Genomic DNA, 12516 nt, shown 5'->3' on the forward strand with positions numbered 1-12516 from the left:
CCTCCCGTGTTGCGCGCAGTGTGCAGTGTGGGGGCCGGCGCGCAACCCTGAACGCCCCGTCACAGCGGGCTGTTAATCGCTCACTTCGTTGACAGCGTGCCCCACCCTGCCGCATCAGAGCACTATGACCCGACCCGACATTCTTGACCGTCTTGCCACACGCCTGAAAGAGGCCCGCGCCGCGCAGGGCCTGTCTCTTGAAGCTGTGGCGCAGTTGTCAGGTGTCTCTCGGTCGATGGTCAGCCAGATCGAGCGCGGGGAAAGCAGCCCGACGGTGGCGACCCTGTGGAACCTGACGCAAGCACTCAAGGTCGATTTCGCCGGTCTTCTGCAAGCAGATGCAAACGCGCCGCAGATCAACGTCACCCGGTCTGGAGACGTACCAACCATTGCCGGACGTGGGACGGGTTGCACGATCCGCATCCTCTCTGCCCCCGAACAGGCAGGCGTTCATGAGGTTTACGAATTGCAGTTTGAGGCGGGCGGTGTGCTGGACAGCGACCCTCATCAACCCGGCACACGAGAAACGCTGGCCGTGATCGACGGCGCCGTCAGCGTGGTTTCGGGCGAGGCAGAAGACACCCTGCAAGAAGGTGATACCGCGCGCTACGCAGCCGATGTACCGCATCGCATTTCTGCGCGGGACGGTGGACGCGCCTTTCTGATCGTTCACGGCGAATAATCCGTTAAAATGGAAATTATCCAGTATGGTGAATTTCTTGCTGGACAGATTTTCCGTTATACCGGATTGTGTCCGTAAAGGAGGACATCATGACTCGTGCGTTTCTGAACCACATCGAAGCTGAACTTGGGACGATCCGCGATGACGGGTTGTGGAAGATCGAGCGTCCGATCACCTCGCCACAGGGTGCTCAGATTGAGGTCGGTGGTCGGAAACTGCTCAACCTTTGCGCCAATAACTACCTGGGTCTCGCGGATCACCCAGCCTTGATACAGGCCGCCAAGGCAGCTTTGGACGATCAGGGTTATGGCATGGCGTCGGTCCGGTTCATCTGTGGAACCGCAGACCTGCATGAGACGCTGGAACAGCGGCTGGCGGCCTATCTGGGGATGGAGGACGCGATCCTTTTCGCTGCGTGTTTTGATGCCAATGGCGGTGTTTTCGAGCCGCTCCTGGGCCCAGAAGACGCGGTGATCAGCGACGCCTTGAACCATGCATCGATCATTGATGGCATTCGCCTCTGCAAGGCCAAGCGGTTCCGGTACGCGACCAATGATATGGCCGATCTTGAGGCCCAGTTGCAGGCAGCGGACGCAGCTGGCGCGCGGTTCAAGATGATTGTGACGGACGGTGTGTTTTCGATGGATGGTACCTTGGCCAACCTGCCAGAAATCACACGGCTGGCCAAAGACTACGATGCGCTGACGCTTGTGGATGATTGCCACGCGACAGGCTTCATGGGGCCGAAAGGTGCCGGGACACCAGCTCATCATGGGGTGGACGTGACCCTGTTGACCGGGACACTCGGCAAGGCGCTGGGTGGGGCCATGGGCGGATATGTAGCCGGTCCCAAACCGCTGATTTCCGTGTTGAGGCAACGCGCGCGGCCTTATCTGTTTTCGAACGCCCTGCCCCCGTCGATCGCGGCGGCGTCATTGAAGGCGTTGGAACTGGCCGAAGCAGGAGACGACCTGCGCGCGCACCTTTTTGAGAACGCTGCTTACTGGCGGGCCGGATTGACGCGGTTGGGCTTTGACCTGCTCCCAGGTGAGCATCCGATCATCCCGGTGATGCTGGGCGACGCCAAACTGGCGCAGGACATGGCTACACGGCTTTTTGAACTGGGCGTCTATGTCTCTGGGTTTTTCTATCCCGTCGTTCCCAAAGGACAGGCGCGGATCAGGACACAGATGAACGCGGCGTTGACACGGGACGATCTGGATCAGGGGCTGAATGCCTTCGGACAGGCCGGCCGTGAGTTGGGGGTGCTGCCGGTGGTGGAGCGCAAGAAGCTTTAGAATCACGCGTCCCGAGCCTGACCCGGGACCTCGATGTCACAGGAACGGCCCAGCGGGTCGAGGCCCCGGGTCAAACCCGGGGCACGGAGCACTAAGATGCAAGCAAACACAATGAAAGCCCTCGCCAAGACTCATCCTGAACCCGGCCTCTGGATGGGACACTACCCGGTGCCGGAAATTGGTCCGACGGATGTTCTGATCCGGGTGAATGCGACCGGCATTTGCGGGACGGATATTCATATCTGGAACTGGGACGATTGGGCCGCCGGAACGGTGCCTTTGGGTCTAATCACGGGGCATGAGTTCGCCGGAGAAATCGTCGAGATCGGCGCACAGGTCGAAGGGTTGAATCTTGGCCAAAGGGTCAGCGGAGAAGGACATTTGATCGGCAACACCTCACGGCAGTCGCGGGCGGGTCGGTTCCATCTCGATCCCGGCACGCGCGGGATCGGCGTGAATGAGCAAGGGGCCTTTGCCCAATATCTCAAGCTTCCGGCCTTTAATGTGGTTCCTCTGCCTGACGATATTCCGGATGAAATCGGCGCGATCCTCGATCCGCTCGGCAACGCCGTGCATACGGCATTGAGTTTTGATTTGCTGGGTGAGGACGTACTGATCACGGGCGCGGGCCCGATTGGGATCATGGCGGCAGCGGTCGCGCGGCATGCGGGTGCGCGGAATGTCGTGATCACGGATGTGAACCCCGAGCGGCTTTCCTTGGCAGAGGCCGTGGCTGATGTAACGCCGGTCAATGTCGCGCAAGAGGACCTGCAGGCTGTTGCCGCGCGGCTTGGCCTGAAAGAGGGGTTTGACGTGGGGCTAGAGATGTCCGGCAATCAGGCCGCGCTGGACCAAATGGTCGAGGGGCTCGTGATGGGCGGGCGGATTGCATTGCTGGGCATTCCACCGGGCAAAAGCCCGGTCGACTGGAGCCGCATCGTCTTCAAGGCGATCACGATCAAGGGCGTCTACGGGCGCGAGATTTTCGAGACGTGGTACAAGATGATCGCGATGCTGCAGAACGGGTTGGACGTGTCCAAGGTGATCACCCATCGGTTTGCGGCGGAGGATTTCCAAGACGGATTCGATGCCATGCGGTCGGGATCAAGCGGCAAGGTCGTGCTGGACTGGACCGGAATGCAGGCTTGACCGTACCGCGCCCAGCGCCATCTGGCAGAGTATGAGCGACACGACAGACAAACCAAAGCGCAAGTTTGGGCCAACCAAGGGCGAATATCAATTTCGGCTGATTTCGGGGCTGGTGATCACGGGGCTGATCCTGTTTGCGATGGTGTCGAAAGGCATGCCCAAGGGGCTTGTGACGTCAGAATCCATCCTGTTTGGCGGGCTGTTTGGCCTGTTTCTGATCGGGCATTCAGGCTGGAAGCTCGTGAAGGGTGACTACCGGACTTGATTGACCCCGCAGTCCCGGACCTGATCCGGGACCTCGCGCACCATGATAAAACCCCCGGATACGTTCCGGCGTAGCCGACGGTTTCTACGGCAGTTGATGGAGCTCAATACCCCAACGCACATCCATCTTTTCTAGGATCAGACGCCCCAACCAGCACCCCATCCTCGCGGATCAGGATTGCCTGCGCGCCGCCGATTGGGCCGGTGTCGGAGTTCACCGGATGGCCCAAGTCGGCAAGCGACTGCCGGACATCAGGCGTATAGCCGCGCTCGGTGCGAAGCTCTCCCTGATCGAAGAAACAGCGGGGGCCGTCGATGGCTTCCTGCGGGGACAGGCCAAAGTCGACCATGTTGGTGATAAAGCGCGCGTGGCCGTGTGGCTGATAGGCTCCGCCCATGACGCCAAAGGGCATCACCGTACGTCCGTTTTGGCGCAGCATGCCCGGAATGATCGTGTGCAACGGACGCTTGCCGCCCATCGCCTCGTTCACATGGCCGGGCTTGAGGTTAAACCCGGCACCACGGTTGTGGAACATCACGCCGAACTTGTCGCTCATGATCCGCGAACCGAAATCCTTGAAAATCGAGTAGATCAAGGACACCGCCATGCCGTCCTTGTCGACGACCGACAGCGTGATGGTTTCCTTGTGAACCTCTTCGCTGGCTTGATGAGGCGACGCGATGACCTTGGTCGGGTCAATCAGTTTGGCGAGCGCTGCCGCTGTGTCGGGTGACAGCATGTGATCAAGCCGGGTCACGTGATCCGCGTCACCCAGCACGCGGTCGCGTGTGTCATAGGCCAGCTTGGCGGCCTCAACCTCGATATGCGCACGTTCTGCGCCAAAGGGATCCATGCCGGACAGATCAAAGTGTTTGAGGATGTTCAGGATCAGGATAGCGGTGGCACCTGAGCCATTCGGCGGATGCTCGACCAATTCATAGGGTCCGTAGGTCCCGGTGATTGGCGTTGTGTATTCACCGCGCACATTGGCAAAGTCCTCAAGCGTGTGCACACCGCCATGGGCCTGCAAAGTGGCGACCATGTCTTCGGCCACCTCTCCTTCGTAAAACCCGTCGCGACCGTCCATCGCGATGCGACGCAGCGCTTCCGCCTGCTTCGGCACACGGTAAAGGTAACCAGGCTCAGGGGCTTTGCCGTCTGGCAACAGATGTTCAGCGGCATGATCTGGAATGTCGGAGGCCGCGCCGGCCCAGTCATGTGCAACGCGTGGGGCCACCGGCACCCCGGCCTCGGCATAGTAGATCGACGGCGCGAGAATTGCCTTCAGCCCGATTTTCCCGTGATCCACAGACAGCTGACACATGGCGTCAACCGCACCGGGAACGGTGACAGCATGGGCTGAGAAAACAGGCATCGCTTCGTGACCCTCAGCGCGCAGGTCGGCAGCATTCAGCGCCGCTGGCGCGCGGCCTGATCCGTTAAAGGCGATGATGTCAGCGGTGGGCGTGGGCGAAATCAGGGCGAACATATCGCCACCTATTCCGGTCATCTGGGGTTCGCAGATGCCCTGGAGCACAGCAGCAGCCATGGCCGCGTCCATGGCGTTTCCGCCGGCTTCGAGGATCTGGATCGCCACCTTCGAGGAAAGTGGATGTGACGTGGCCACCATTCCGTGTGTGCCAAAGACCTCTGATCGTCCAGGAAGATGAAAATCGCGCATAGTGTCCCCGTTCTTGATTGTTGCGGAGCCTAAGCCTCGAACGTCAAAGTTCAATTCATCTGATGGATTTTTGGGCAGTATTTGGCAGCCAAGAACCTCGGCGCCGCGCTCTGGGTGGGGGCTAGATAGCGCTGCGCCGAGGGAAGCATCTTGGCTACAGAGGCTGGTATGCGGGCCGTTCGGGGCGGCGGAGCGGTGGCATTCCGGCGGAATTGCGGCAAAACGAGATGGCGCAGAAACAGTCTGTTCCCAGCTGAACCGCAATGTGCCATCAACATCAAAATGGGTGTTCCAACTTGTGGTGCCAGTCGCGTTTTAGGCGGGCGCGCCGACGGTCATGCGAAAGCGCAAGTGATTGGCGTTTTCCAGCCGCTCATAGACCATGTCCTTGGCCAGTTCACCGATCAGGAACCACCCAAATCCTCCCTCTGGCAAATCCTCAATCGGAACATCCAAATTGGCCAGTTCACCGAGAGGGGTTTTGCCCTCTGGCATGGGTTTGCCAAAGTCGCGCAGGTCAAAGCTGACGCTGCCGGGTGCATAAGCCATATCAAGCTCAATGCGGCCATCGCCTTTGTCCTCATAGGCGTGTTCAGCAATGTTGTTCAGCACCTCCGCGAGGACCAGTTCAACGGTTCCGGTTTCCTCGGGCAGAAAGGCGCGATCCTCCATATCCTCGACCAGAGCCAAGAGCGAGTTGCGAACCTCGAACGTATCGCTGGCACAGCGGATCGAGAGGCTGCTGTCTGTCGTGTGAACTTCGATCATTTTGCCCCCTATGATGCCATACGGGCCAGAACCGATCCCACGCTGTCGTGGATCTTAAAGACCGATTCCATGCGTGTGAGCTTGAACACCTTGGCCACGACCGGGGTGAGACCTGCCAATTCAAGAATATGCGCGCCGTGCAAAAGCTTCATGGCCGCGACGACGGCCCCTAGGCCCGAACTGTCAATGAAGGTCACGTCCGACAGGTCAAGAATAACCCGTTTTGGGCCGTCTTGCGTGACATCGCGCATTTTGTCCTTGAACTGGATCGCCACTGCCGCATCAATCCGGCTGTCATGGACCTTAACGATGCGCAGTCCGGGCCGATCCTTGGTGCTGAGATCCATATGATTGCCTCGTGTTTGATATGTGCGCACGCTAGGGTCGAAGCGCTAAGAATTGGTTGAGGAACATCAATGGGTCAGGACGTTTTCATTTGCGGAGCAGCGCGGACGCCGATGGGCGGGATGCAAGGGGCCTTTGCTCCGCTTGAGGCCGCCGAACTGGGCGGTGCCGCGATCAAGGCGGCGCTGGACGGTGCCGGTGTTTCTGCTGCGGATGAGGTCCTGATGGGATGCGTCCTGCCAGCGGGCCAAGGTCAGGCCCCAGCGCGCCAAGCAGCGTTTCTGGGCGGGCTGGGCGAAGAAGTCCCGGCGACAACGCTGAACAAGATGTGCGGCTCGGGCATGAAGGCCGCGATGATGGCTTGGGATTCTCTGGCGCTCGGGCGCAGCGATGTGGTTGTCGCAGGCGGGATGGAGAGCATGACCAACGCACCATACCTTCTGCCAAAGATGCGCGGCGGCGCGCGGTTGGGCCACGGAGAGGTCAAAGACAGCATGTTCCTCGATGGGCTGGAGGACGCCTATGACAAAGGCCGCCTGATGGGCACCTTTGCCGAGGATTGCGCTGAGTCGTTCCAATTCACGCGCGAGGCACAAGACAGCTTTGCATTGGCATCCTTGTCGCGGGCGACCGCCGCGATCGAAGGCGGGGCCTTTGCGGATGAAGTGACGCCCGTAACTGTTTCGGGTCGCAAGGGCGACACGGTTGTCGAAATTGACGAACAGCCCGGGAATGCGCGGCCTGACAAAATCCCCCACCTGAAGCCCGCGTTCCGCAAGGACGGGACCGTGACACCTGCCAACTCATCTTCGATCTCGGATGGCGCAGCGGCTTTGGTGCTGGCCAGTGCCGCAGCCGTTGAGGCGCAAGGTCTGACACCGCGCGCGCGCATTCTGGGGCATGCATCTCATGCGCAAGCTCCGGGTCTGTTTACAACGGCACCTGTGCCAGCAGCAAAAAAGTTGCTCGATCAAATCGGATGGTCGGTTGCAGATGTGGACCTGTGGGAAGTGAACGAAGCCTTCGCCGTCGTGCCGATGGCCTTCATGCATGAAATGGGCGTGTCCCATGACAAGCTGAACGTGAACGGCGGCGCCTGTGCCCTTGGTCACCCTATCGGGGCCTCGGGTGCCCGCATTATGGTCACTTTGTTGAATGCGCTTGAAAAGCGAGGCCTGAAGCGTGGGGTCGCCGCGATTTGTATCGGCGGGGGCGAAGGCACGGCAATTGCGATTGAGCGTGTATGATGCGGGTTGATTACGATCAGTTGGCGCAAACCGTCACGGCTTTGACGGCCGGGGAAAGCGATCCCGTAGCGCTGATGGCGACCGTGGCATGCGAAGTGCATCATTCAGATGATCGGTTCGATTGGACGGGTTTCTACCGTGTGGTTGCACCCGAGATGATGAAGATTGGCCCCTATCAGGGCGGGCATGGGTGCCTGACCATTCCGTTTGCGCGTGGCGTCTGCGGCGCCGCCGCGCGGACAGGGGAGGTGCAGTTGGTGGATGATGTGGATGCGTTTGTTGACCACATCGCCTGTTCAAGCACCACGCGGTCTGAGCTGGTTATCCCGGTCCGAAACGCGACAGGGACCCTGCTGGGCGTGTTTGACATCGACAGCGATCAGTTGGGCGCATTCACGCGCGAAGACGCGGACCGCTTGCAGAGCCTTTTGGATCAGGTGTTCGCCTGATCGTCGGTGTCTGGAGGGTCCGTCAAAGGTGCCGCGATAAAGACAAAGCCGCATCAGCCACGAGAAAAGGCGCTGCCGTCACAAGGCAAAGCGCCGCGCATTGAAGGATAAGAATAGCCCAAAGCAGGGTGCTGAAGGGCTGTTTCCGGGTCTTGTGACGAAACCGCGCGCGTGCCCAAAAGGCACCGGGCGTGCCACCAAGGGCTGACCAAAACAGCAAACGACGCTCTGGTACGCGGCGATGGCCCGACATGGCTTGGCGTTTATCGTACCAGAACAGAAAGACGGTTACGCAGTTCGCGGCCAGCACGAACGCGAGCACAAGGATCGCGGGTGGAATGTGAGCAAACTGGTCCATGGCGAGACCCTAGCCTGCGACTAAGCCGGAATTTTGACCACTCGGCTCACGCCCGCTTCTCATGCCGCACTGCCGCGTGAAATTTTCTTGCAATTTTTCACGACTCGGGCATCGTGAAAAAAGACTGCAGATTTTCACGGCCCGTCCGAATGACACACGCCTCTCCGATGACAAGCTCTCTGGGTGCAGACCTGCGCGCGTTGCGCAAGGCGCGTGGCTTGACGCTTCAGGATTTGGCCGAAGCTTTAGGACGATCGGTTGGTTGGCTCAGTCAAGTTGAGCGGGACATGTCGGAACCCTCGATCACCGATCTACGCCATATCGCGAAAGCCCTTGATGTGTCGGTGTCATCGCTCTTCCGGCAAGAACCAACAGAAGCCAAGGAAGATGGCTATATCGTCCGCTCGACAGGGCGACGGCCAATTGGATCGCGGGCGGCGGGATTGGTTGAAGAGCTTCTTTCACCCGACCTGACTGACGACTTCGAAATGGTGCATTCCACCTTTGAACCCGGGGCGCAGATCGTTGAACCGGTCACCCGCCCTACCCAAGAGGTCGGATACATCGTCTCTGGGCAGTTGGATCTTTGGATCGACGGTAAATCCTATGCTCTGAACACCGGCGACAGCTTTCGCATCCGCGGCGAGCCATTTCGCTGGATGAACCCTTACGACACTCCGTGCGAGGCCATCTGGGTCATCGCTCCGCCGGTGTATTGAGGCGATGCTGATATGAGTTTCGAGGGCTGGCTGATCTTTGTCGCGTTCTGGATCATCTTTGTGACGACGCCGGGGCCCAATGCGGCCAACTGCATTCAGAACGGCATGACCTTTGGATTTCGCCGAAGTCTATGGGGCGTGCTGGCAATCCTGACGCAAGCAACCGCGTTCCTTCTGTTATCAGCCGCTGGCGTGACTGCACTGATCGTGGCGCTGCCGGAGGTGTTCTTCTGGGTGCAACTGGCGGGAGCTGCCTTGCTGGTCTTTTTAGGCGTCCGCGCTTGGCTAAATGCGCGCAACGAGGTCAAAATGCCAGGCGCAGCCGGGTCGATCTATGGCCGCGCTCTGGCCATCGCGACGATCAACGCCAAGAGCCTTGCAGGATACCTCGCAGCATTCAGCCAGTTTGTGCAGCCGGATGTTGCGATCTGGGTGCAGATGCAGGTCATCATGCCAACGGCCCTGACGCTGACGGCGATCAGTTATGTTGGCTACACAGCCTTGGGCGCTGGCCTAGGACGGGCGGCGCTCGGTGCAGTCTTCAACACATGGGTGCGGCGCGGCTTGGCGGCGTGCTTTGTGATCTACGGTGCGCTTCTGGGGGCTTCGGCCCTGCCGGGGAGGGCCGCGTGATGTTGCGAGGATCCTGCCTTTGTGGGGCCATCACCTACGAAGCGAAGGGCGAGGCAGGCGCACCTGCTGCCTGCCACTGCACCCAATGCCGCAAGACCTCCGGTCATATCTGGGCGTCTTCTTACGTCGCACCGGAGAACCTGATCATCACCGGGGATGTCCTCTGGTTTCAGTCTTCGGAGAAGGCGAAACGCGGCTTTTGCCCAACCTGCGGATCGGCGCTGTTCTGGCAGCATAAAGACGATCCGTTCATCTGTTTTTCGATGGGTTCCATCGACGGCGCAAGCGGTCTCACGCTGCGCGGCCATATCCATACCGCCACCAAAGGCGACTACTACGACATCGCGGCCAAAGAGCCGCAGAGGGAGGATTAATGTCTGATTTTCCAACGACTGCACGGGTTGTCATTATTGGCGGGGGCGTTGTCGGCGTCTCTGGCCTGTACCATCTGGCAAAGATGGGGTGGACCGATTGTGTTCTGCTTGAAAAGAACGAACTGACAGCCGGGTCCACGTGGCACGCGGCGGGGAATTGTCCGTCGTTCTCGACCTCATGGGCGGTGATGAACATGCAGCGCTATTCGCTGTCGCTCTATGCCGGACTGTCGGACGAGGTCGATTATCCGATGAACTATCACGTCACCGGGTCGATCCGGTTGGCGCATTCCAAAGAGCGGATGCAAGAGTTCGAACGCGCGGTCAGCATGGGTCGGTATCAGGGCATGGACCTGCACATGATGACCAATGCCGAGATGAAAGAGGCCTATCCGTTCTTGGAAACGCACGATCTTGCGGGCGGCATGTGGGACCCGGATGATGGCGACATTGACCCGGCGCAGCTGACACAGGCTCTTGCCAAAGGCGCGCGCCAGATGGGTGCGAATATCCAGCGGTTCTGTCCAGCGACAGGTGTAAGCCGTGAAGGCGATGAATGGATCGTTCACACCGACAAGGGCGACATTCGCTGCGAATATGTGGTGAACGCGGCCGGGTATTATGCCCAGCGCGTGGGCGAGTGGTTCAAACCCTATGGCGGGCGCACGGTGCCGATGGCCACGATGAGCCACCAGTATTTCCTGACAGAGGAAATCCCGGCGCTGAAAGAATGGACCGAGAGCAACGGGCGCAAGATCCCGCTCCTGCGCGATGTGGACAGCTCATACTATCTGCGGCAGGACAAGAACGGTCTGAACCTTGGGCCCTATGAGCGGAACTGCAAAGGTCACTGGATGACCCCGGATGATCCGATGCCGGAGGACTTTAGCTTCCAGCTTTATCCAGACGATCTGGAGCGGCTGGAGTGGTACATCGAAGACGCGATGGCACGTGTTCCGATCCTGGGTGAAGGCGGCGTTGGCCGCAACATCAACGGGCCGATCCCCTATGCGCCAGATGGTCTGCCTCTGATCGGGCCCATGCCGGGTGTGAAGAACGCGTTTGAAGCCTGTGTGTTTACCTTTGGGATCACCCAAGGCGGCGGCGCTGGCAAGGTTCTTGCCGAATGGATCGTGGAAGGCGAGACCGAGTGGGACATGTGGGCCGTCGATCCACGCCGTTACACCGACTACACGGATCAGGACTACTGCAACAAGAAGGCGATGGAGGTCTATGGCCACGAATACGCCATGCACTTCCCATACCATGAGTGGCCTGCGGCCCGGGACAAGAAGCTGTCGCCGGTCCATGACAAGGTCAAGGAACTGGGCGGTGTCATGGGGGCCTATAACGGGTGGGAACGCGCCAACTGGTTCGCGAAACCCGGTGATGACACATCCGAGGAAAGCACACACACATGGGGCCGCTCCGGTCCATGGGAGCAACGCATTCGCGAGGAGTGCGAAGCGGTGCGCGACGGTGTTGGGGTGCTGGACCTGCCAGGCTTCTCACGGTTCACCCTGTCGGGCGACGGCGCAGCCGAGTATCTGCGTGGCCTGATCACAGGCGCATTGCCCAAGATCGGGCGGATGAACCTTGCCTATTTCGCTGATAGCCGGGGCCGGATTTTGACTGAAATGTCAGTCATTCGTCACGGAGAAGACGACTTCACGCTGATCACGGCGGCGTCCGCACAATGGCATGACTTTGAAGTGCTATCGAAGGCGCTGCCCGAGGGGCTGGCGCTGACGGACATCACCACCTCCATGTCGACGCTGATCGTCTGTGGTCCGAAGGCGCGAGATCTGTTCACGGCGATGGGAACAGATGCAGACCTGTCTTTGCCATGGCTTTCTCATCAGTCGGCGACAGTCGCTGGGCAGGCTTGCAAGCTGGCGCGCGTCAGCTTTGCCGGCGAGCTCGGCTGGGAAATCCATGCGAAGATGGACGTGATGCCCGCGATCTATGACGCGGTCTTGGCAGCAGGGGCGACTCCATTTGGCATGTACGCCCTGAACAGCCTGCGGATCGAGAAAGGCTACCGCGCTTGGAAAGGCGACCTGTCGACCGATTACACGCTGTTTGAAGGTGGCCTCGACCGGTTCGTGAAACTGGACAAACCTCAGGACTTCCCCGGCAAATCGGCCTTGATGAACGAAAAGCAACAAGGCTCCAAAAAGCGTTTCGTGACGCTGAAGGTCGACGCGAATGGCTATGACGCCCCGTATATGTCGACGCTTTGGGCCGGGGATGAGGTCGTGGGCGAGACAACGTCAGGTGCATGGGGGTATCGTGTCGATGCGTCCATCGCATTGGGCATGTTGCGCAGCGATCTTGCCGTGCCGGGAACCGAGCTTGAGGTGAACATCTACGGGGCGCGGCACAAGGCGGTCGTGCAACCCGATGAGCCGATGTGGGATCCTGAAAACCAACGACTGCGCGCTTGATCTGAAGGTATTCCCGCCCACCTCCCTCTTCGGCTGCTTGCGCAGCCTGCGACCAGAGGGGGGGGCGCCGCCTGCGGCGGCGGGCCTCCGGCGGGAGTATT

At 59.8% G+C, this 12516-nt stretch carries 14 protein-coding genes; 10 read left to right on the plus strand and 4 right to left on the minus strand.

The features are described from left to right. Positions 1 to 124 precede the first annotated feature (124 nt). The 4 genes from FE702_RS11130 (at position 125) to FE702_RS11145 (ending at position 3394) form a co-directional block, all read left to right on the plus strand. Complete coding sequence (locus FE702_RS11130; protein WP_147126376.1) at positions 125 to 682, plus strand: helix-turn-helix domain-containing protein; 558 nt, start codon at positions 125 to 127, stop codon at positions 680 to 682. Positions 683 to 771: 89 nt separating this feature from the next. Further along, positions 772 to 1980: a glycine C-acetyltransferase gene (locus FE702_RS11135; RefSeq protein ID WP_147126377.1), complete on the plus strand. Its 1209-nt coding sequence runs from the start codon at positions 772 to 774 to the stop codon at positions 1978 to 1980. A gap of 96 nt (positions 1981 to 2076) precedes the next feature. Next, positions 2077 to 3129, plus strand: a complete 1053-nt coding sequence (tdh, locus tag FE702_RS11140) for an L-threonine 3-dehydrogenase (RefSeq protein ID WP_147126378.1) — start codon at positions 2077 to 2079, stop codon at positions 3127 to 3129. 31 nt (positions 3130 to 3160) lie between these two features. Then, on the plus strand, positions 3161 to 3394 hold the full coding sequence (locus FE702_RS11145; protein ID WP_147126379.1) for a hypothetical protein: 234 nt from the start codon (positions 3161 to 3163) through the stop codon (positions 3392 to 3394). Between the two features lie 103 nt (positions 3395 to 3497). On the opposite strand, the gene FE702_RS11150 is transcribed toward FE702_RS11145, so the two are convergent. The 3 genes from FE702_RS11150 to FE702_RS11160 all read right to left on the minus strand — a co-directional run bounded on the left by FE702_RS11150 (position 3498) and on the right by FE702_RS11160 (position 6190). Beyond that, positions 3498 to 5075 carry a gamma-glutamyltransferase family protein gene (locus tag FE702_RS11150; protein ID WP_147126380.1) on the minus strand — a complete coding sequence of 526 codons (1578 nt, stop codon included), beginning with the start codon at positions 5073 to 5075 and terminating at the stop codon, positions 3498 to 3500. Between the two features lie 315 nt (positions 5076 to 5390). Next, positions 5391 to 5843 (minus strand): ATP-binding protein, encoded by a 453-nt coding sequence (locus tag FE702_RS11155; protein ID WP_147126381.1) that lies wholly within the window; start codon positions 5841 to 5843, stop codon positions 5391 to 5393. Between the two features lie 8 nt (positions 5844 to 5851). Further along, positions 5852 to 6190 carry an STAS domain-containing protein gene (locus FE702_RS11160; protein ID WP_147126382.1) on the minus strand — a complete coding sequence of 113 codons (339 nt, stop codon included), beginning with the start codon at positions 6188 to 6190 and terminating at the stop codon, positions 5852 to 5854. Positions 6191 to 6259: 69 nt separating this feature from the next. Between FE702_RS11160 and FE702_RS11165 the strand changes: the two genes are divergently transcribed. Together FE702_RS11165 and FE702_RS11170 are read left to right on the plus strand one after the other, a co-directional pair. Next, positions 6260 to 7435: an acetyl-CoA C-acyltransferase gene (locus FE702_RS11165; RefSeq protein ID WP_147126383.1), complete on the plus strand. Its 1176-nt coding sequence runs from the start codon at positions 6260 to 6262 to the stop codon at positions 7433 to 7435. After that, positions 7435 to 7884, plus strand: coding sequence for a GAF domain-containing protein (locus FE702_RS11170; protein ID WP_147126384.1), 450 nt, complete (start codon positions 7435 to 7437; stop codon positions 7882 to 7884). The genes FE702_RS11165 and FE702_RS11170 overlap by 1 nt, the downstream gene beginning before the upstream one ends. 22 nt (positions 7885 to 7906) lie before the next feature. On the opposite strand, the gene FE702_RS11175 is transcribed toward FE702_RS11170, so the two are convergent. Further along, positions 7907 to 8242, minus strand: coding sequence for a DUF1294 domain-containing protein (locus tag FE702_RS11175; protein WP_147126385.1), 336 nt, complete (start codon positions 8240 to 8242; stop codon positions 7907 to 7909). Between the two features lie 149 nt (positions 8243 to 8391). Here FE702_RS11175 and FE702_RS11180 point away from each other — a divergent pair, with 149 nt between their 5' ends. Genes FE702_RS11180 through FE702_RS11195 form a run of 4 tightly spaced genes read left to right on the plus strand, consistent with a single transcriptional unit; the run spans position 8392 to position 12415 of the window. Then, a complete protein-coding gene (locus FE702_RS11180; RefSeq protein ID WP_147126386.1) occupies positions 8392 to 8961 on the plus strand; it encodes a helix-turn-helix domain-containing protein in 570 nt (189 codons plus the stop codon). 12 nt (positions 8962 to 8973) lie between these two features. After that, the gene (locus FE702_RS11185) at positions 8974 to 9594 is read left to right on the plus strand and encodes a LysE family translocator (protein ID WP_147126387.1); all 621 of its coding nucleotides are present in this window, start codon (positions 8974 to 8976) and stop codon (positions 9592 to 9594) included. Continuing rightward, positions 9594 to 9968 carry a GFA family protein gene (locus FE702_RS11190; protein ID WP_147126388.1) on the plus strand — a complete coding sequence of 125 codons (375 nt, stop codon included), beginning with the start codon at positions 9594 to 9596 and terminating at the stop codon, positions 9966 to 9968. Before FE702_RS11185 ends, FE702_RS11190 begins: the two co-directional genes overlap by 1 nt. After that, on the plus strand, positions 9968 to 12415 hold the full coding sequence (locus tag FE702_RS11195) for a GcvT family protein (RefSeq protein ID WP_147126389.1): 2448 nt from the start codon (positions 9968 to 9970) through the stop codon (positions 12413 to 12415). The genes FE702_RS11190 and FE702_RS11195 overlap by 1 nt, the downstream gene beginning before the upstream one ends. Positions 12416 to 12516: the final 101 nt, after the last annotated feature.

Source organism: Shimia ponticola, assembly GCF_007995215.1.
Taxonomy (GTDB): Bacteria; Pseudomonadota; Alphaproteobacteria; order Rhodobacterales; family Rhodobacteraceae; genus Shimia_B; species Shimia_B ponticola.

Excerpts from the sequence above, each read along its gene's own strand:
- FE702_RS11130 (WP_147126376.1), top strand. The coding sequence starts at position 125 with ATGACCCGACCCGACATTCTTGACCGTCTTGCCACACGCCTGAAAGAG.
- FE702_RS11135 (WP_147126377.1), top strand. The coding sequence starts at position 772 with ATGACTCGTGCGTTTCTGAACCACATCGAAGCTGAACTTGGGACGATC.
- tdh (WP_147126378.1), top strand. The coding sequence starts at position 2,077 with ATGCAAGCAAACACAATGAAAGCCCTCGCCAAGACTCATCCTGAACCC.
- FE702_RS11145 (WP_147126379.1), top strand. The coding sequence starts at position 3,161 with ATGAGCGACACGACAGACAAACCAAAGCGCAAGTTTGGGCCAACCAAG.
- FE702_RS11150 (WP_147126380.1), bottom strand. The coding sequence starts at position 5,075 with ATGCGCGATTTTCATCTTCCTGGACGATCAGAGGTCTTTGGCACACAC.
- FE702_RS11155 (WP_147126381.1), bottom strand. The coding sequence starts at position 5,843 with ATGATCGAAGTTCACACGACAGACAGCAGCCTCTCGATCCGCTGTGCC.
- FE702_RS11160 (WP_147126382.1), bottom strand. The coding sequence starts at position 6,190 with ATGGATCTCAGCACCAAGGATCGGCCCGGACTGCGCATCGTTAAGGTC.
- FE702_RS11165 (WP_147126383.1), top strand. The coding sequence starts at position 6,260 with ATGGGTCAGGACGTTTTCATTTGCGGAGCAGCGCGGACGCCGATGGGC.
- FE702_RS11170 (WP_147126384.1), top strand. The coding sequence starts at position 7,435 with ATGCGGGTTGATTACGATCAGTTGGCGCAAACCGTCACGGCTTTGACG.
- FE702_RS11175 (WP_147126385.1), bottom strand. The coding sequence starts at position 8,242 with ATGGACCAGTTTGCTCACATTCCACCCGCGATCCTTGTGCTCGCGTTC.
- FE702_RS11180 (WP_147126386.1), top strand. The coding sequence starts at position 8,392 with ATGACACACGCCTCTCCGATGACAAGCTCTCTGGGTGCAGACCTGCGC.
- FE702_RS11185 (WP_147126387.1), top strand. The coding sequence starts at position 8,974 with ATGAGTTTCGAGGGCTGGCTGATCTTTGTCGCGTTCTGGATCATCTTT.
- FE702_RS11190 (WP_147126388.1), top strand. The coding sequence starts at position 9,594 with ATGTTGCGAGGATCCTGCCTTTGTGGGGCCATCACCTACGAAGCGAAG.
- FE702_RS11195 (WP_147126389.1), top strand. The coding sequence starts at position 9,968 with ATGTCTGATTTTCCAACGACTGCACGGGTTGTCATTATTGGCGGGGGC.